This window comes from Enterobacter cloacae complex sp. IR5459 (assembly GCF_049238005.1).
Lineage (GTDB): Bacteria > Pseudomonadota > Gammaproteobacteria > Enterobacterales > Enterobacteriaceae > Enterobacter > Enterobacter hormaechei_C.
Map to the genome: position 1 here is coordinate 10,491 of NZ_JBMKIG010000020.1, position 15,991 is coordinate 26,481.

Genomic DNA, 15,991 nt, shown 5'->3' on the forward strand with positions numbered 1-15,991 from the left:
GCTACTCCTTGTTTATTTTTTGTATTAACCTTTCACTGTACTCACCATGCAAAAAGTCAGTATTCATTCCCGTCTGGCGCAGTTTTAGCTCGATGAGCGCCAACCGACGACTGATTTCAGAGTACCGCGGGTCATTCTTATGAATGCCTTTAAGCAGATCGGCAAGCTCGACGGCTTCATTACGTTGCTGAAGCTCAGGCGGTAAACAACCTGCGTTTTTCAGTAAGCGATAACCGGCCCGTAATTCAGGGGGAATATGTGAATCATCGTCCAGAATCAGCGGCTCACCGCTGCCGGGAAGATTTTCGAACTCGCCTTTGTTTTGGGCATCGCAAATATGGCGTTCAGCCCACTGATCGAGCAACCACATAATGAACTCCAGGGGGTGAGCAGAAAAGATACAGACATTGTAGATAAGTGGAGATTCTGCGGATATAAAAAAACCCGCCGAGGCGGGTTTTTTTACGTTACTACAGATTACTCTGCAGCAGCTTCTGCTTTCTCTGAACGATCAACCAGCTCGATGTAAGCCATCGGCGCGTTGTCGCCTGCACGGAAGCCACACTTCAGAATGCGAGTGTAACCACCGGCACGGCTCGCGAAACGCGGGCCCAGTTCGTTAAACAGTTTTGCCACGATCTCGTTATCACGAGTACGGGCGAATGCCAGACGACGATTAGCAACGCTGTCAGTCTTGGCAAGAGTAATCAGCGGCTCAACTACGCGACGCAGCTCTTTCGCTTTAGGCAGGGTCGTCTTGATGATTTCATGACGAACCAGTGAACCTGCCATGTTGCGGAACATAGCCTGGCGATGGCTGCTGTTGCGGTTCAGTTGACGACCACTCTTACGATGGCGCATGACCTTATCCTTCTCAGTAAAACCTTAACCTGTGATCCGGTTACTCGTCAGCAATGCTTGCCGGTGGCCAGTTTTCCAGGCGCATGCCCAGAGACAGACCACGTGAAGCCAGCACGTCTTTAATCTCGGTAAGAGATTTTTTACCCAGGTTCGGCGTTTTCAGCAACTCAACCTCGGTACGCTGTACCAGATCACCGATATAGTGGATAGCTTCTGCCTTGAGGCAGTTAGCAGAGCGGACAGTCAATTCCAGATCGTCAACAGGGCGCAGCAGGATCGGATCGAATTCTGGTTTCTCTTCTTTCACTTCCGGCTGACGTACATCACGTAAGTCAACGAAAGCTTCCAGTTGTTCTGCCAGGATGGTTGCCGCACGACGAATCGCCTCTTCAGGATCGATTGTGCCATTGGTTTCCATTTCGATGACCAGCTTGTCCAGGTCGGTACGCTGTTCTACACGCGCTGCTTCAACATTGTAGGCAATACGCTCTACAGGGCTGTAGCATGCGTCGACCAGCAGACGGCCGATTGGGCGCTCATCTTCTTCCGAATGAATTCGGGCAGAAGCCGGCACATAACCACGACCGCGCTGAACTTTGATACGCATGCTAATAGCTGCGTTCTCATCGGTCAGGTGGCAGATCACGTGCTGCGGCTTGACGATTTCAACATCACCGTCGTGGGTGATGTCGGCTGCAGTCACAGGGCCAATGCCAGATTTATTCAGAGTAAGAATAACTTCATCTTTACCCTGAACTCTCACCGCCAGCCCTTTCAGGTTGAGCAGGATTTCAAGGATATCTTCCTGAACGCCTTCTTTGGTGCTGTACTCATGAAGTACACCATCAATCTCAACCTCGGTCACCGCGCAACCCGGCATCGATGAGAGCAGAATACGGCGCAGTGCGTTACCCAGAGTATGGCCAAAGCCACGCTCTAAAGGCTCAAGGGTCACCTTGGCGTGCGTCGAACTCACTTGCTCGATATCTACCAGGCGCGGTTTTAGAAACTCTGTCACAGAACCCTGCATTGTGTCCTCTCTTTGGTACTAAGCTTTACTTGGAGTAAAGCTCGACGATCAGGTGTTCGTTAATGTCCGCAGACAGATCAGAACGTTCCGGCTGACGCTTGAACGTACCTTCCATCTTGCCAGCATCAACTTCCAGCCAGGTTGGCTTTTCACGCTGCTCAGCCAGCTCCAGAGCGGCTTTCACGCGAGATTGCTTTTTCGCTTTCTCACGAATGCTAACAACGTCATTCGCTTTAACCTGATAAGAAGCGATGTTAACAACACGACCGTTTACCATGATTGCTTTATGGCTAACCAGCTGGCGTGATTCAGCACGAGTCGCGCCGAAGCCCATACGGTATACAACGTTGTCCAGACGACCTTCCAGCAGAGCCAGCAGGTTTTCACCTGTGTTGCCTTTCAGACGTGCTGCTTCTTTATAGTAGTTACGGAACTGACGCTCCAGCACACCGTAGATACGGCGAACTTTTTGCTTTTCACGCAACTGCACACCATAGTCAGACAGACGCGGTTTACGCGCACCGTGCTGGCCAGGAGCTTGTTCAATTTTACACTTGGTATCGATCGCGCGAACGCCAGACTTAAGGAATAAGTCGGTGCCCTCACGACGGCTCAGCTTGAGCTTAGGACCCAAATATCTTGCCATTTTCTATCTCCAACTAACCTAAAAAACGAGCGTTATACGCGACGTTTTTTCGGCGGACGACAACCGTTATGAGGGATCGGAGTCACATCAGTAATATTCGTGATGCGGAAACCAGCGGCGTTCAGAGCGCGAACAGTAGATTCACGACCCGGACCCGGACCTTTAACCATAACTTCCAGATTCTTGATGCCGTATTCTTTTACGGCTTCAGCGCAACGCTCTGCTGCAACCTGAGCTGCGAACGGAGTGGATTTGCGAGAACCACGGAAACCGGAACCACCGGCTGTTGCCCAACCCAATGCGTTACCCTGACGATCAGTAATAGTAACGATGGTGTTGTTGAAAGAAGCATGGATATGAGCCACGCCGTCAGAGACTTGTTTTCTTACACGTTTACGTGCACGAACTGGTGCCTTTGCCATTATTCAATCACCCCGATTATTTCTTGATCGGTTTGCGCGGACCCTTACGGGTACGTGCGTTGGTCTTAGTACGCTGACCGCGTACTGGCAGACCACGACGATGACGCAAACCGCGATAGCAACCAAGATCCATCAGGCGCTTGATGCTCATGCTGATTTCACGGCGCAGATCACCTTCAACGACAAATTTGGCAACTTCGTCACGCAGCGTGTCGATTTGTTCTTCAGACAGCTCACTGATCTTAACATCTTCAGCGATACCCGCTGCAGCCAGAATGGCTTTAGAACGGGTCTTGCCGACGCCGTAGATCGAAGTTAATGCGATCACAGCATGTTTCTGATCAGGAATGTTAATGCCTGCTATACGGGCCACTATGCACTCCTACTATTTAATATGTACGCACCATGCTGAAAAGCCCGTTTTCAGGATACTCAAATGGAAACGTACAGACATACAAAAGATTGGCTGGCTAATCTAGCCAGCTCAACCCAACTTTGCAAGAAAAATATGCGAAATAATCAGCCTTGGCGCTGTTTATGCTTCGGCTCGGCACTGCAAATCACACGGATGACACCATCACGCTTAACGATTTTGCAGTTACGGCATAATTTCTTGACGGAAGCACGAACTTTCATTTTTACTCTCCGTAACTTCTCAGGCGACCAGTTAGCGGCCGTAGCCTTTCAGGTTCGCCTTCTTCAATGCAGACTCATACTGACTGGACATCATCAGAGTTTGCACTTGAGCCATAAAGTCCATAATCACGACAACAACGATAAGCAGTGAGGTCCCACCGAAGTAGAACGGTACTTTCATTGCATCACGCATGAACTCCGGGATCAGGCAGATAAAAGTAATATAAAGCGCACCAACCAAAGTCAGGCGAGTCATTACTTTATCGATATACTTCGCCGTTTGCTCTCCCGGACGAATTCCTGGTACAAATGCACCGGACTTCTTCAGGTTATCTGCTGTTTCACGCGGGTTGAAGACCAACGCCGTGTAGAAGAAACAGAAGAAGATGATCGCAGACGCATAGAGTAACACATAAAGTGGTTGCCCAGGCTGCAAATACAGCGAAATTGTTGTCAGCCAGTTCCAACCAGTACCGCCCCCGAACCATGACGCGATGGTTGCCGGGAACAGAATAATACTGGAAGCGAAGATAGCCGGGATAACCCCCGCCATATTCACTTTCAGCGGTAAATGTGTGCTCTGTGCAGCATAGACACGACGACCCTGCTGACGTTTAGCGTAGTTCACCACAATGCGGCGTTGACCACGTTCAACGAAGACAACAAAGAACGTCACTGCAAATACTAATACTGCAACCAACAGCAACAGGAGGAAGTGCAGGTCGCCTTGACGCGCTTGCTCGATAGTATGGGCGATGGCCGGCGGGAGACCCGCAACGATACCGGCGAAGATAATGATTGAGATACCGTTACCGATACCTCGTTCAGTAATCTGTTCGCCGAGCCACATCAGGAACATGGTCCCTGTGACCAGACTTACAACAGCGGTGAAATAGAATGCAAAGCCTGGGTTTAATACCAGGCCCTGCATACCAGGCATATTCGGAAGACCGGTAGCAATACCGATCGACTGGAATATTGCCAGCACCAGAGTGCCGTAACGGGTGTACTGGCTAATCTTACGACGTCCAGACTCCCCTTCTTTCTTCAACTCTGCCAGGGCCGGATGAACGACCGTCAGCAGCTGGATAATAATTGATGCCGAAATGTACGGCATAATACCCAGTGCGAAAATAGAAGCACGGCTGAGAGCACCACCAGAGAACATGTTGAACATTTCAATGATGGTGCCTCGCTGTTGCTCAAGCAGTTTGGCAAGTACAGCGGCATCAATACCAGGGATCGGAATAAAAGAGCCAATACGGAACACAATCAGCGCGCCGATTACAAACAGCAGTCTGCGTTTCAGCTCGCCAAATCCACCTTTGGCACTTTGAAAATCTAATCCCGGTTGCTTAGCCATCTGCTACTTATTCCTCAATTTTACCGCCAGCAGCTTCGATAGCAGCACGAGCACCTTTAGTAACACGCAGGCCACGAACAGTTACCGGAGTAGAAACTTCACCAGCCAGGATCACTTTCGCGAACTCGATCTGGATACCGATAATGTTAGCCGCTTTCAGCGTGTTCAGGTCTACAACGCCGCCTTCAACTTTCGCCAGGTCAGACAGACGGATTTCCGCTGTGATCGCTGCTTTGCGAGAGGTGAAGCCGAACTTCGGCAGACGACGGTACAGTGGCATCTGGCCACCCTCGAAACCGCGACGTACGCCACCGCCAGAACGAGAGTTCTGACCTTTGTGACCACGACCACCGGTTTTGCCGAGGCCAGAACCGATACCACGACCCAGGCGTTTACCCGCCTTTTTAGAGCCTTCGGCCGGAGACAGAGTATTTAAACGCATCTCTTACTCCTCAACTTTAACCATGAAGTAAACCGCGTTGACCATACCACGAACAGCAGGAGTATCCTCGCGCTCAACGGTATGACCAATACGACGCAGACCCAGGCCAAGCAGCGTTGCCTTGTGTTTCGGCAGACGACCGATTGCACTGCGGGTTTGAGTGATTTTAATAGTCTTTGCCATGGTCAATTACCCCAGAATTTCTTCAACGGATTTACCACGCTTGGCAGCGACCATTTCTGGAGAATTCATATTTTCCAGGCCATCAATAGTTGCACGAACCACGTTGATCGGGTTGGTGGAACCATATGCTTTAGCCAGAACGTTATGAACTCCAGCAACTTCCAGAACGGCGCGCATTGCACCACCGGCGATGATACCGGTACCTTCGGAAGCTGGCTGCATGAATACACGAGAACCCGTGTGAACACCTTTAACTGGGTGTTGCAGGGTACCGTTGTTCAGCGCGACGTTAATCATATTGCGACGGGCTTTTTCCATCGCTTTCTGGATCGCTGCTGGAACTTCACGCGCTTTACCGTAACCAAAACCAACGCGACCGTTGCCATCACCCACTACAGTCAGAGCTGTGAAGGAGAAAATACGACCACCTTTAACGGTTTTAGATACGCGGTTTACCGCGATCAGCTTTTCCTGCAGTTCGCCAGCCTGTTTTTCGATGTGAGCCATCTTACACCTCTACCTTAGAACTGAAGGCCAGCTTCACGGGCAGCATCTGCCAGTGCCTGGACACGACCATGATATTGGAACCCGGAACGGTCAAAGGAAACATTGCTGATGCCTTTTTCCAGAGCGCGTTCAGCGACAGCTTTACCTACAGCTGCTGCGGCGTCTTTGTTACCGGTATACTTCAATTGTTCTGAGATAGCTTTTTCTACAGTAGAAGCAGCTACCAGAACTTCAGAACCGTTCGGTGCAATTACCTGTGCGTAAATATGACGCGGGGTACGATGTACCACCAGGCGAGTTGCACCCAGCTCTTTGAGCTTGCGGCGTGCGCGGGTCGCACGACGGATACGAGCAGATTTCTTATCCATAGTGTTACCTTACTTCTTCTTAGCCTCTTTGGTACGCACGACTTCGTCGGCGTAACGAACACCCTTGCCTTTATAAGGCTCAGGACGACGGTAGGCGCGCAGATCTGCTGCAACCTGACCGATCAGCTGTTTATCAGCGCCTTTCAGCACGATTTCAGTCTGAGTCGGGCATTCTGCAGTGATACCGGCCGGCAGCGGATGCTCAACAGGGTGTGAGAAGCCCAGAGACAGGCCTACTGCATTCCCTTTGATAGCTGCACGATAACCTACACCAACCAGCTGAAGCTTTTTAGTGAAGCCTTCGGTAACACCAACAACCATTGAGTTCAGCAGGGCACGCGCGGTACCAGCCTGAGCCCATCCATCCACGAAACCATCACGTGGACCGAAGGTCAGAGCGTTATCTGCATGTTTAACTTCAACAGCTTTGTTGAGGGTACGAGTCAGCTCGCCGTTTTTACCTTTGATCGTAATAACCTGACCGTCGATTTTTACATCAACGCCGGCAGGAATAACGACCGGTGCTTTAGCAACACGAGACATTCTTTCCTCCGATTAGGCTACGTAGCAGATAATTTCGCCACCAAGACCAGCCTGGCGCGCTGCACGATCAGTCATAACACCTTTAGAGGTAGAAACAACTGCGATACCAAGACCAGCCATTACTTTTGGCAGCTCATCTTTTTTCTTATAGATGCGCAGGCCTGGGCGGCTGACACGCTGAATGCTTTCTACAACAGCTTTACCCTGGAAATACTTGAGAGTAAGTTCCAGTTCCGGCTTGGTGTCGCCTTCAACTTTAAAATCTTCGATAAAACCTTCTTCCTTCAGCACGTTGGCAATTGCCACTTTCAGCTTGGCGGAAGGCATGGTGACCGCAACTTTGTTCGCGGCCTGACCGTTACGGATACGGGTCAGCATATCCGCGATCGGATCTTGCATGCTCATCTGTCTTTACTCCCGTGATTCAATTGGTAATTACCAGCTAGCCTTTTTCAAGCCTGGTACTTCACCGCGCATGGCGGCTTCACGCAGTTTGATACGGCTCAACCCAAACTTGCCCACATAACCATGTGGACGACCTGTTTGACGACAGCGGTTACGCTGACGAGACGGGCTGGAATCACGCGGCAGAGACTGCAGCTTGAGAACCGCATTCCAACGATCTTCGTCGGAAGCGTTCACATCAGAAATGATCGCTTTCAGTTCAGCGCGTTTAGCGAAGAATTTATCAGCTAAAGCTACGCGCTTTACTTCGCGTGCTTTCATTGATTGCTTAGCCATTCAGTAACCCTACCTTACTTGCGGAACGGGAAGTCAAAGGCAGCCAGCAGAGCACGGCCTTCTTCATCAGATTTCGCAGTAGTGGTAATGGTAATATCCAAACCACGCACGCGGTCGACTTTATCGTAGTCGATTTCTGGGAAGATGATCTGCTCACGGACACCCATGCTGTAGTTACCACGACCGTCGAAAGACTTAGCGGACAAGCCACGGAAGTCACGGATACGTGGAACAGCAATAGTGATCAGGCGCTCAAGGAACTCCCACATGCGTTCGCCACGCAGAGTTACTTTACAGCCGATCGGATAGCCCTGACGGATTTTGAAGCCTGCAACAGATTTGCGTGCTTTGGTGATCAGCGGTTTTTGACCGGAGATTGCTGTCAGGTCAGCTGCTGCGTTATCCAGCAGTTTCTTGTCAGCGATCGCTTCACCAACACCCATGTTCAGGGTGATCTTCTCGACCCGAGGGACTTGCATGACAGAATTGTAGTTAAACTCAGTCATGAGTTTGTTAACTACTTCGTCTTTGTAGTAATCATGCAGTTTCGCCATCGTACTACTCCAAATTACTTGATAGTTTCGCTGTTAGACTTGAAGAAACGGACTTTTTTACCGTCTTCGAATCTAAAGCCTACACGGTCAGCCTTACCGGTAGCCGCATTGAAGATTGCAACGTTAGAAACCTGAATAGCAGCTTCTTTTTCAACGATGCCGCCTGGTTGGTTCAGGGCCGGAACCGGCTTCTGATGTTTCTTAACCAGGTTGATACCTTCAACGACGAGTTTGCCGGAAGACAGAACATTTTTTACTTTACCGCGTTTACCTTTATCTTTACCGGTTAACACGATAACTTCGTCATCACGACGGATTTTCGCTGCCATGATTCGCTCCTTAGAGTACTTCTGGTGCCAGAGAGATAATTTTCATGAACTTCTCAGTACGAAGTTCACGAGTTACCGGCCCAAAGATACGCGTGCCGATAGGCTGCTCGCTGTTATTGTTTAAAATAACGCATGCATTACCATCGAAGCGAATGACAGAACCGTCAGGGCGACGAACACCCTTCTTGGTGCGCACCACTACCGCCTTCAGCACATCACCTTTTTTGACCTTACCACGTGGAATTGCTTCCTTGATGGTGATCTTGATGATGTCGCCTACGCCTGCGTAGCGACGGTGCGAGCCACCCAGAACCTTGATACACATTACGCGACGTGCACCGGAGTTGTCGGCGACGTTCAGCATAGTCTGTTCTTGGATCATTTTAGTGCTCCGCTAATGTCAACTACTACCTGAGACTCTAAAATCAGAGCCGTTAAAAAGCCCCATATCGAGGGCGCGGCATTATAACACCGCTTCTGCAATATGGGTAGAAAAAATAAACGGCTCATCGCTGAGCCGTTTATTCGTATTGAGAATGCGTACTCTATTACAGAACCGCTTTCTCTACAACGCGAACCAGCGTCCAGGACTTAGTCTTGGACAGTGGACGGCATTCACGGATTTCAACCTTGTCGCCGATACCACATTCGTTGTTCTCGTCATGTACGTGCAGTTTGGTCGTACGCTTGATGAATTTACCGTAGATCGGGTGTTTCACAAAACGTTCGATAGCTACAACAATGGATTTCTCCATTTTATCGCTAACAACACGACCTTGCAGAGTACGGATTTTATCGGTCATTACGCACCCGCCTTCTGAGTCAGTAAAGTCTTAACGCGCGCAACATTGCGACGCACTTGCTTCAGCAGGTGAGTCTGTTGCAGCTGGCCACTTGCAGCCTGCATACGCAGGTTGAACTGCTCACGCAGCAGGTTCAGCAGCTCAGCGTTCAGCTCTTCAACGCTTTTTTCACGCAGCTCTTTTGCTTTCATTACATCACCGTCTTAGTTACAAAGGTGGTTTTGATAGGCAGTTTCGCTGCTGCCAGGCCGAAGGCTTCACGGGCCAGCTCTTCCGGAACACCGTCCATTTCATAAAGGACTTTGCCCGGTTGGATCAAGGCAACCCAGTACTCCACGTTACCTTTACCTTTACCCATACGAACTTCCAGTGGCTTCTCGGTGATCGGTTTGTCCGGGAATACACGGATCCAGATCTTACCTTGACGCTTAACTGCACGGGTCATTGCACGACGTGCTGCTTCGATCTGACGTGCAGTCAGACGACCACGGCCAACAGCTTTCAGACCGAAAGTGCCGAAGCTAACATCCGTACCCTGCGCCAGACCACGGTTGCGGCCTTTGTGCACTTTACGGAATTTTGTACGCTTTGGTTGTAACATCAGCGACGCTCCTTATTTACGGCCTTTACGCTGCTGCTTTTTAGGTTGAGCAGCCGGTTTTTCCGGTTGTTCAACAGCAGCCATACCACCCAGGATCTCACCTTTGAAGATCCATACCTTAACGCCGATTACACCGTAAGTGGTGTGCGCTTCAGAGGTGTTGTAGTCGATGTCAGCACGCAGAGTGTGCAGCGGTACGCGACCTTCGCGGTACCATTCGGTACGTGCGATTTCCGCGCCGCCCAGACGGCCGCTAACTTCAACTTTGATACCTTTAGCGCCCAGACGCATTGCGTTCTGTACAGCACGCTTCATAGCACGACGGAACATAACACGACGTTCCAGCTGAGAAGTGATGCTGTCAGCAACCAATTTAGCGTCCAGTTCAGGCTTACGAACTTCAGCGATATTGATCTGTGCAGGAACGCCAGCGATATCCGCTACGACCTTGCGCAGTTTTTCTACGTCTTCGCCTTTCTTACCGATAACGATGCCAGGGCGAGCAGTGTGAATAGTCACACGGATGCTCTTAGCTGGACGCTCGATAACGATACGAGATACAGACGCTTTAGCCAGTTCCTTAGTCAGGTACTGACGTACTTTAAAATCGCTGTCCAGGTTGTCAGCGAATTCTTTGGTGTTCGCAAACCAGGTAGAGTTCCATGGTTTTACAATACCCAGGCGAATACCATTAGGATGTACTTTCTGACCCATTGCTAGTCTCCAGAGTCTCAGCGATCGGACACAACCACAGTAATGTGGCTGGTGCGCTTCAGGATGCGATCTGCACGACCTTTCGCACGCGGCATAATGCGCTTCATGCTTGGGCCTTCATCTACGAAAATTTTCGCGACTTTCAGATCGTCGATGTCAGCGCCATCGTTGTGTTCAGCGTTAGCAATGGCAGATTCCAGTACTTTCTTGACCAATACCGCAGCTTTCTTGTTGGTATAGGTCAGGATGTCCAGGGCCTGCGACACTTTCTTACCGCGAATCAGGTCAGCAACAAGGCGAACCTTCTGTGCAGAAGAACGAGCATGGCGATGTTGAGCTAAAGTTTCCATCTCTTCCTCCTACCTTATTTCTTCTTCGCTTTTTTATCAGCAGCGTGGCCGCGATAAGTACGAGTCGGTGCGAATTCACCCAGTTTGTGACCAACCATTTCGTCGGTAACAAAGACTGGAACGTGCTGACGACCATTATGGACAGCGATGGTCAAACCGATCATGTTAGGAAAGATCGTTGAACGACGGGACCAAGTGCGCAGGGGCTTCTTGTCTCCGCTTTCCACCGCTTTCTCTACCTTCTTCAGCAAGTGCAGGTCAATAAAAGGACCTTTCTTGAGAGAACGTGGCATGGCTTATCCTCTAAAATTATTTGCTACGGCGACGTACGATAAATTTATCAGTACGCTTGTTGCTGCGGGTCTTCTTACCTTTGGTCTGAACGCCCCACGGAGTTACCGGGTGCTTACCAAAGTTACGACCTTCACCACCACCATGTGGGTGGTCGACTGGGTTCATCGCAGTACCGCGAACGGTAGGACGAACGCCACGCCAGCGTGCAGCACCAGCTTTACCCAGAACGCGCAGCATATGCTCAGCATTGCCAACTTCGCCCAGAGTAGCGCGGCAGTCTGCTTCGACTTTACGCATTTCACCAGAACGCAGACGCAGGGTGACATAAGCACCGTCACGCGCAACGATCTGAACGTAAGTACCCGCGGAACGCGCCAGCTGACCGCCTTTACCTGGTTTCATTTCTACGTTATGAACGGTAGAACCAACCGGGATATTGCGCATCGGCAGGGTGTTGCCTGCTTTGATTGCAGCATCAACGCCAGACTGAATCTGGTCGCCAGCTTTCAGGCCTTTAGGGGCCAGGATGTAACGGCGTTCGCCATCTTTGTACAGAACCAGCGCGATGTTCGCGGAACGGTTCGGATCGTACTCAAGACGCTCAACAACTGCTGGGATACCGTCTTTGTTGCGTTTGAAGTCAACAATACGATAAGCCTGCTTGTGGCCACCACCGATGTGACGAGTGGTGATACGGCCATTGTTGTTACGACCACCGGATTTGCTGTTTTTTTCCAGCAACGGAGCAAAAGGTTTGCCCTTGTGCAGCTCAGGGTTAACCACTTTAACTACGTGGCGACGACCCGGAGATGTCGGTTTACATTTAACAACTGCCATTGTATTACTCCTCCGACTTACTCAGCGCCGCCAACGAAGTCCAGGTTCTGGCCTTCTTTCAGGGTGACGTAAGCTTTTTTCCAGTCGCTACGACGACCGATACGCTGTCCGTGACGTTTAACTTTCCCTTTAACTACCAGGGTGTTAACGACTTCGACTTCGACTTCAAACAGTTTCTGCACAGCAGCTTTGATCTCTGCTTTGGTCGCGTCTTTAGCAACTTTGAGAACGATGGTGTTTGTTTTTTCCATCGCAGTAGACGCTTTTTCAGAAACGTGCGGTGCGCGCAGCACCTTCAGCAGACGTTCTTCACGAATCATGCCAGCATCTCCTCAACTTGCTTAACAGCATCAGCAGTCATTACGACTTTGTCGAAGGCGATCAGGCTAACCGGGTCGATACCAGTCGCGTCGCGTACGTCAACCTTGTGCAGGTTACGCGCGGCCAGGAACAGGTTCTCGTCCAGCTCACCGGTGATGATCAGCACATCTTCCAGAGCCATGTCTTTCAGTTTCTGTGCCAGCAGCTTAGTTTTAGGCGCTTCAACAGAGAACTTCTCGACAACGATCAGACGATCCTGACGTACCAGTTCGGACAGAATGCTTTTCAGCGCGCCGCGGTACATCTTTTTGTTAACTTTTTGACTGTGGTCCTGTGGACGCGCAGCGAAGGTCACGCCACCTGAACGCCAGATCGGGCTCTTGATAGAACCTGAACGCGCACGGCCGGTACCTTTCTGGCGCCATGGCTTTTTGCCTGAACCAGTTACTTCAGCACGAGTCTTCTGAGCACGAGTACCCTGACGAGCACCAGCTGCATAAGCAACAACAACCTGGTGAACCAGCGCTTCGTTGAAATCACGACCGAAGGTAGTTTCGGAAACAGTCAGCGCGCTCTGCGCGTCTTTCAATACTAATTCCATTGCTATCCCCTTACGCCTTCACAGCTGGTTTAACGATCAGGTCGCTACCGGTTGCACCCGGGACCGCACCTTTAACCAGCAGCAGGTTGCGCTCAGCGTCAACACGTACTACGTCCAGGCTCTGAACGGTTACACGTTCGTTGCCCAGCTGACCTGCCATTTTCTTGCCTTTGAACACTTTGCCCGGAGTCTGGTTCTGACCGATAGAACCCGGAACGCGGTGAGACAAGGAGTTACCGTGAGTAGCGTCCTGGGTACGGAAGTTCCAGCGCTTAACGGTACCAGCAAAACCTTTACCTTTAGAGGTACCGGTTACGTCAACTTTTTTAACGTCAGCAAACAGCTCAACGCTAATGTCCTGACCTACGGTGAACTCTTCGCCTTCAGCAAGACGGAATTCCCACAGACCACGGCCAGCTTCAACGCCAGCTTTAGCGAAGTGACCCGCTTCTGGTTTGGTTACACGGTTAGCTTTTTTTGCACCAGTGGTAACCTGAATAGCGCGGTAGCCATCGTTAGCCAGATCTTTAACCTGAGTAACGCGGTTTGCTTCAACTTCGATTACGGTTACTGGGATAGAAACGCCATCTTCAGTGAAGATGCGGGTCATACCCACTTTTTTACCGACTAAACCAATCATTGTTTCAACCTCTCAATCGCTCGATGACCTGATTAACCCAGGCTGATCTGCACGTCTACACCGGCAGCCAGATCCAGACGCATCAGAGCATCAACGGTTTTCTCAGTTGGCTCAACGATGTCAACCAGACGCTTGTGAGTGCGGATTTCGTACTGATCACGCGCATCTTTGTTAACGTGCGGAGAGATCAGAACGGTAAAGCGCTCTTTGCGGGTCGGCAGCGGGATCGGACCACGGACTTGCGCACCAGTGCGCTTAGCAGTCTCGACGATTTCCGCGGTTGATTGATCGATCAGACGATGATCAAACGCTTTAAGGCGGATACGGATTCTTTGGTTCTGCATGAGACCAGAGCTCCAATTATTTTATAAACGAAAATGATTACTCCTCAAACCCATTACGATTGATGGGAGAGTGTAACCGTTCTTACGTAGCTCCCCAATTGGGAGCATTGTTGAGTAACAAAGTGAGCTACTCTGGTTCAGATTGAACCCGCCGTCAATTACGACAAGCCCGCGCATTATACGTAAATCTGGGGAAGACGCAAGTGCCGTTTAGAAGTTAAGCGCTAAAGACGTACTCTGCGTAAGGCCTCGCATTTTTTTAAGCAAAGTATCCCTTCTCAACTCTTTGTCTGAAGCCGCTACGCAATTGCTGTTTTTGCACATTGCCGGACATGCAGATTATTACGAGTATGCGCTCAAACCGTTTTGAGGCTCTCGCTATGCTACTGTCCCTCCCCTTTCTGCTGATCTATTTTGCGTTATCGGCCTTGCTTGTTCGCACCGATATTCTCACGGGGCTTCTTCCCGATAAATTTCTTTGCCCGCTGCTATGGACCGGCCTGCTTTACCAGCTGTGCCTCCATCCTGATTTTTTGCCGAGCGCGGTGGTGGGTGCGCTGGCAGGATACGCCGGATTCGCCGTTATCTATTGGGGATATCGGCTCATCTGCCGACGTGAAGGTATGGGATATGGCGACATAAAATATCTGGCGGCGCTGGGGGCATGGCATGGCTGGTGCGTACTGCCAGTACTGGCACTCGTAGCCGCGTTAATGGCTCTGCTGTATCTGGTTGCTTTCTCGTTGTTTACTCCTGATAAGCAGGCATTAAAAAACCCACTGCCTTTTGGGCCATTTCTGGCGGCAGCGGGTTTATGCGTTGGCTGGGAAAGCCTGATTAACTTTCCACTTTGATCTGAGACTGAAGGTAGTTCTGTAGGCCAATTTTGCTAATGAGATCCAGTTCGGTCTCAAGCCAGTCGATGTGCCCTTCTTCATCGGCCAGGATCTGGATCATCATATCGCGGCTGACGTAGTCATGTACGCTGTCCGCATAGGCAATGGCTTCACGCAGGTCTTTTGCACCCTCCAGCTCCAGCCGGAGATCAGAACGCAGCATCTCTTCGACATCTTCTCCGATGCCCAGTTTTCCGAGATCCTGTAGGTTAGGAATGCCTTCGAGGAATAAAATACGCTCAATGTATTTATCGGCGTGTTTCATTTCATCAATGGACTCATGGTATTCAACATCGTTGAGGCGAGTCAGTCCCCAGTTTTTGAACATTCTTGCATGGAGAAAATACTGATTGATTGCGACAAGCTCATTTCCCAATAATTTATTGAGATAACTTATGATTTTAACATCACCTTTCATTATATAGTCCCTCCGCTTCCACTCATTGAAGCGTAGATCGGGCTACGGGGATGTCAAAAAAAAGATAGAGGCTTACGCGATCTCTTTGAATTCCGGGATCTGCATCAGTTCGTCCTGCATGATCTCACGCGCTGCGCGAACGCATTTACCGCATTGATTTCCCACCGGAACAAACTTGCGAAGCTGCTGGAAAGATTGTGGTTGAAACTGGCGAACGGCCTGACGAATTTTTTTGTCGCTTACACCATTACATAAACAAACGTACATAAAGACTCCCGTTCAAAATATGCGCAAAGTGTAAGTGAGAATGGTTATGATTACAATAGCACAGGCGCCGGAATACGTGGCGGTAGAAAACAAAAAATGCGAATTTTTATGACAGCGACTTTACAGTAGAAAACAAAAAAGGACGCCGAAGCGTCCTTTTTATTTCAGGGATAATTAATTAGCCCAGAACTTTAGCAACAACGCCCGCGCCAACGGTACGGCCGCCTTCACGGATTGCGAAACGCAGACCGTCGTCCATCGCGATTGGGTGGATCAGAGT

At 50.2% G+C, this 15,991-nt stretch carries 33 protein-coding genes; 1 reads left to right on the forward strand and 32 read right to left on the reverse strand.

What is annotated here, in order from left to right; translation table 11 throughout:
* Position 1: 1 nt before the first annotated feature.
* The 29 genes from ACOTX4_RS24305 to rpsJ all read right to left on the reverse strand — a co-directional run bounded on the left by ACOTX4_RS24305 (position 2) and on the right by rpsJ (position 14,130).
* On the reverse strand, positions 2 to 370 hold the full coding sequence (locus ACOTX4_RS24305; protein ID WP_023314932.1) for a DUF1992 domain-containing protein: 369 nt from the start codon (positions 368 to 370) through the stop codon (positions 2 to 4).
* 107 nt (positions 371 to 477) lie between these two features.
* On the reverse strand, positions 478 to 861 hold the full coding sequence (gene rplQ, locus ACOTX4_RS24310) for a 50S ribosomal protein L17 (RefSeq protein ID WP_001216368.1): 384 nt from the start codon (positions 859 to 861) through the stop codon (positions 478 to 480).
* A gap of 40 nt (positions 862 to 901) precedes the next feature.
* Positions 902 to 1,891, reverse strand: a complete 990-nt coding sequence (locus ACOTX4_RS24315) for a DNA-directed RNA polymerase subunit alpha (RefSeq protein WP_002919219.1) — start codon at positions 1,889 to 1,891, stop codon at positions 902 to 904.
* A 25-nt stretch (positions 1,892 to 1,916) separates the two neighbouring features.
* Positions 1,917 to 2,537 carry a 30S ribosomal protein S4 gene (gene rpsD, locus ACOTX4_RS24320; protein ID WP_003863314.1) on the reverse strand — a complete coding sequence of 207 codons (621 nt, stop codon included), beginning with the start codon at positions 2,535 to 2,537 and terminating at the stop codon, positions 1,917 to 1,919.
* A 32-nt stretch (positions 2,538 to 2,569) separates the two neighbouring features.
* Complete coding sequence (gene rpsK, locus ACOTX4_RS24325) at positions 2,570 to 2,959, reverse strand: 30S ribosomal protein S11 (RefSeq protein WP_003863312.1); 390 nt, start codon at positions 2,957 to 2,959, stop codon at positions 2,570 to 2,572.
* Positions 2,960 to 2,975: 16 nt separating this feature from the next.
* Entirely contained in the window at positions 2,976 to 3,332 is a 357-nt protein-coding gene (gene rpsM, locus ACOTX4_RS24330) for a 30S ribosomal protein S13 (protein WP_003863308.1), read from the reverse strand.
* Positions 3,333 to 3,478: 146 nt separating this feature from the next.
* Entirely contained in the window at positions 3,479 to 3,595 is a 117-nt protein-coding gene (gene rpmJ / locus ACOTX4_RS24335) for a 50S ribosomal protein L36 (RefSeq protein ID WP_000868187.1), read from the reverse strand.
* Positions 3,596 to 3,626: 31 nt separating this feature from the next.
* Positions 3,627 to 4,958, reverse strand: coding sequence for a preprotein translocase subunit SecY (gene secY, locus ACOTX4_RS24340; protein ID WP_003863305.1), 1,332 nt, complete (start codon positions 4,956 to 4,958; stop codon positions 3,627 to 3,629).
* A 7-nt stretch (positions 4,959 to 4,965) separates the two neighbouring features.
* Positions 4,966 to 5,400, reverse strand: coding sequence for a 50S ribosomal protein L15 (gene rplO, locus ACOTX4_RS24345; protein WP_003863304.1), 435 nt, complete (start codon positions 5,398 to 5,400; stop codon positions 4,966 to 4,968).
* Positions 5,401 to 5,403: 3 nt separating this feature from the next.
* A complete protein-coding gene (gene rpmD, locus ACOTX4_RS24350) occupies positions 5,404 to 5,583 on the reverse strand; it encodes a 50S ribosomal protein L30 (protein WP_003863301.1) in 180 nt (59 codons plus the stop codon).
* 6 nt (positions 5,584 to 5,589) lie between these two features.
* Complete coding sequence (rpsE, locus tag ACOTX4_RS24355; RefSeq protein WP_003863299.1) at positions 5,590 to 6,090, reverse strand: 30S ribosomal protein S5; 501 nt, start codon at positions 6,088 to 6,090, stop codon at positions 5,590 to 5,592.
* Between the two features lie 14 nt (positions 6,091 to 6,104).
* Positions 6,105 to 6,458 (reverse strand): 50S ribosomal protein L18, encoded by a 354-nt coding sequence (rplR, locus tag ACOTX4_RS24360; protein WP_003863297.1) that lies wholly within the window; start codon positions 6,456 to 6,458, stop codon positions 6,105 to 6,107.
* Between the two features lie 9 nt (positions 6,459 to 6,467).
* A complete protein-coding gene (gene rplF, locus ACOTX4_RS24365) occupies positions 6,468 to 7,001 on the reverse strand; it encodes a 50S ribosomal protein L6 (RefSeq protein ID WP_003863296.1) in 534 nt (177 codons plus the stop codon).
* A 12-nt stretch (positions 7,002 to 7,013) separates the two neighbouring features.
* Positions 7,014 to 7,406, reverse strand: a complete 393-nt coding sequence (gene rpsH / locus ACOTX4_RS24370) for a 30S ribosomal protein S8 (RefSeq protein WP_006178918.1) — start codon at positions 7,404 to 7,406, stop codon at positions 7,014 to 7,016.
* 30 nt (positions 7,407 to 7,436) lie between these two features.
* Positions 7,437 to 7,742, reverse strand: coding sequence for a 30S ribosomal protein S14 (gene rpsN, locus ACOTX4_RS24375; protein WP_003863291.1), 306 nt, complete (start codon positions 7,740 to 7,742; stop codon positions 7,437 to 7,439).
* 14 nt (positions 7,743 to 7,756) lie between these two features.
* Positions 7,757 to 8,296: a 50S ribosomal protein L5 gene (gene rplE, locus ACOTX4_RS24380; protein WP_003863290.1), complete on the reverse strand. Its 540-nt coding sequence runs from the start codon at positions 8,294 to 8,296 to the stop codon at positions 7,757 to 7,759.
* Positions 8,297 to 8,310: 14 nt separating this feature from the next.
* Entirely contained in the window at positions 8,311 to 8,625 is a 315-nt protein-coding gene (gene rplX, locus ACOTX4_RS24385; RefSeq protein WP_003863287.1) for a 50S ribosomal protein L24, read from the reverse strand.
* Between the two features lie 10 nt (positions 8,626 to 8,635).
* Positions 8,636 to 9,007, reverse strand: coding sequence for a 50S ribosomal protein L14 (rplN, locus tag ACOTX4_RS24390; protein WP_002919748.1), 372 nt, complete (start codon positions 9,005 to 9,007; stop codon positions 8,636 to 8,638).
* Positions 9,008 to 9,173: 166 nt separating this feature from the next.
* Complete coding sequence (gene rpsQ, locus ACOTX4_RS24395) at positions 9,174 to 9,428, reverse strand: 30S ribosomal protein S17 (protein WP_002438707.1); 255 nt, start codon at positions 9,426 to 9,428, stop codon at positions 9,174 to 9,176.
* Entirely contained in the window at positions 9,428 to 9,619 is a 192-nt protein-coding gene (gene rpmC / locus ACOTX4_RS24400) for a 50S ribosomal protein L29 (RefSeq protein WP_003863282.1), read from the reverse strand. The genes rpsQ and rpmC overlap by 1 nt, the downstream gene beginning before the upstream one ends.
* The gene (gene rplP / locus ACOTX4_RS24405; protein WP_002919759.1) at positions 9,619 to 10,029 is read right to left on the reverse strand and encodes a 50S ribosomal protein L16; all 411 of its coding nucleotides are present in this window, start codon (positions 10,027 to 10,029) and stop codon (positions 9,619 to 9,621) included. Before rplP ends, rpmC begins: the two co-directional genes overlap by 1 nt.
* Before the next feature lie 12 nt (positions 10,030 to 10,041).
* Complete coding sequence (gene rpsC / locus ACOTX4_RS24410; RefSeq protein WP_000529945.1) at positions 10,042 to 10,743, reverse strand: 30S ribosomal protein S3; 702 nt, start codon at positions 10,741 to 10,743, stop codon at positions 10,042 to 10,044.
* A gap of 17 nt (positions 10,744 to 10,760) precedes the next feature.
* Complete coding sequence (gene rplV / locus ACOTX4_RS24415) at positions 10,761 to 11,093, reverse strand: 50S ribosomal protein L22 (protein WP_002919773.1); 333 nt, start codon at positions 11,091 to 11,093, stop codon at positions 10,761 to 10,763.
* Positions 11,094 to 11,107: 14 nt separating this feature from the next.
* Positions 11,108 to 11,386 (reverse strand): 30S ribosomal protein S19, encoded by a 279-nt coding sequence (gene rpsS, locus ACOTX4_RS24420; RefSeq protein WP_001138117.1) that lies wholly within the window; start codon positions 11,384 to 11,386, stop codon positions 11,108 to 11,110.
* A 16-nt stretch (positions 11,387 to 11,402) separates the two neighbouring features.
* Entirely contained in the window at positions 11,403 to 12,224 is an 822-nt protein-coding gene (rplB, locus tag ACOTX4_RS24425) for a 50S ribosomal protein L2 (protein ID WP_000301859.1), read from the reverse strand.
* A 17-nt stretch (positions 12,225 to 12,241) separates the two neighbouring features.
* Positions 12,242 to 12,544, reverse strand: coding sequence for a 50S ribosomal protein L23 (gene rplW / locus ACOTX4_RS24430; protein WP_000617546.1), 303 nt, complete (start codon positions 12,542 to 12,544; stop codon positions 12,242 to 12,244).
* On the reverse strand, positions 12,541 to 13,146 hold the full coding sequence (gene rplD, locus ACOTX4_RS24435; RefSeq protein WP_000424395.1) for a 50S ribosomal protein L4: 606 nt from the start codon (positions 13,144 to 13,146) through the stop codon (positions 12,541 to 12,543). The genes rplW and rplD overlap by 4 nt, the downstream gene beginning before the upstream one ends.
* A 10-nt stretch (positions 13,147 to 13,156) precedes the next feature.
* Positions 13,157 to 13,786 (reverse strand): 50S ribosomal protein L3, encoded by a 630-nt coding sequence (gene rplC, locus ACOTX4_RS24440; protein ID WP_003863274.1) that lies wholly within the window; start codon positions 13,784 to 13,786, stop codon positions 13,157 to 13,159.
* 32 nt (positions 13,787 to 13,818) lie between these two features.
* On the reverse strand, positions 13,819 to 14,130 hold the full coding sequence (gene rpsJ / locus ACOTX4_RS24445; RefSeq protein ID WP_001181005.1) for a 30S ribosomal protein S10: 312 nt from the start codon (positions 14,128 to 14,130) through the stop codon (positions 13,819 to 13,821).
* Between the two features lie 380 nt (positions 14,131 to 14,510).
* Between rpsJ and ACOTX4_RS24450 the strand changes: the two genes are divergently transcribed.
* A complete protein-coding gene (locus ACOTX4_RS24450; protein WP_045332599.1) occupies positions 14,511 to 14,984 on the forward strand; it encodes a prepilin peptidase in 474 nt (157 codons plus the stop codon).
* Here ACOTX4_RS24450 and bfr read toward each other — a convergent pair.
* The 3 genes from bfr to ACOTX4_RS24465 form a co-directional block, all read right to left on the reverse strand.
* On the reverse strand, positions 14,968 to 15,444 hold the full coding sequence (bfr, locus tag ACOTX4_RS24455) for a bacterioferritin (RefSeq protein WP_003863270.1): 477 nt from the start codon (positions 15,442 to 15,444) through the stop codon (positions 14,968 to 14,970). The genes ACOTX4_RS24450 and bfr overlap by 17 nt on opposite strands.
* A gap of 72 nt (positions 15,445 to 15,516) precedes the next feature.
* On the reverse strand, positions 15,517 to 15,711 hold the full coding sequence (gene bfd / locus ACOTX4_RS24460) for a bacterioferritin-associated ferredoxin (RefSeq protein WP_003863268.1): 195 nt from the start codon (positions 15,709 to 15,711) through the stop codon (positions 15,517 to 15,519).
* 178 nt (positions 15,712 to 15,889) lie between these two features.
* On the reverse strand, positions 15,890 to 15,991 hold a 102-nt coding region (locus tag ACOTX4_RS24465), incomplete at its 5' end, for a translation elongation factor Tu (RefSeq protein WP_023167409.1).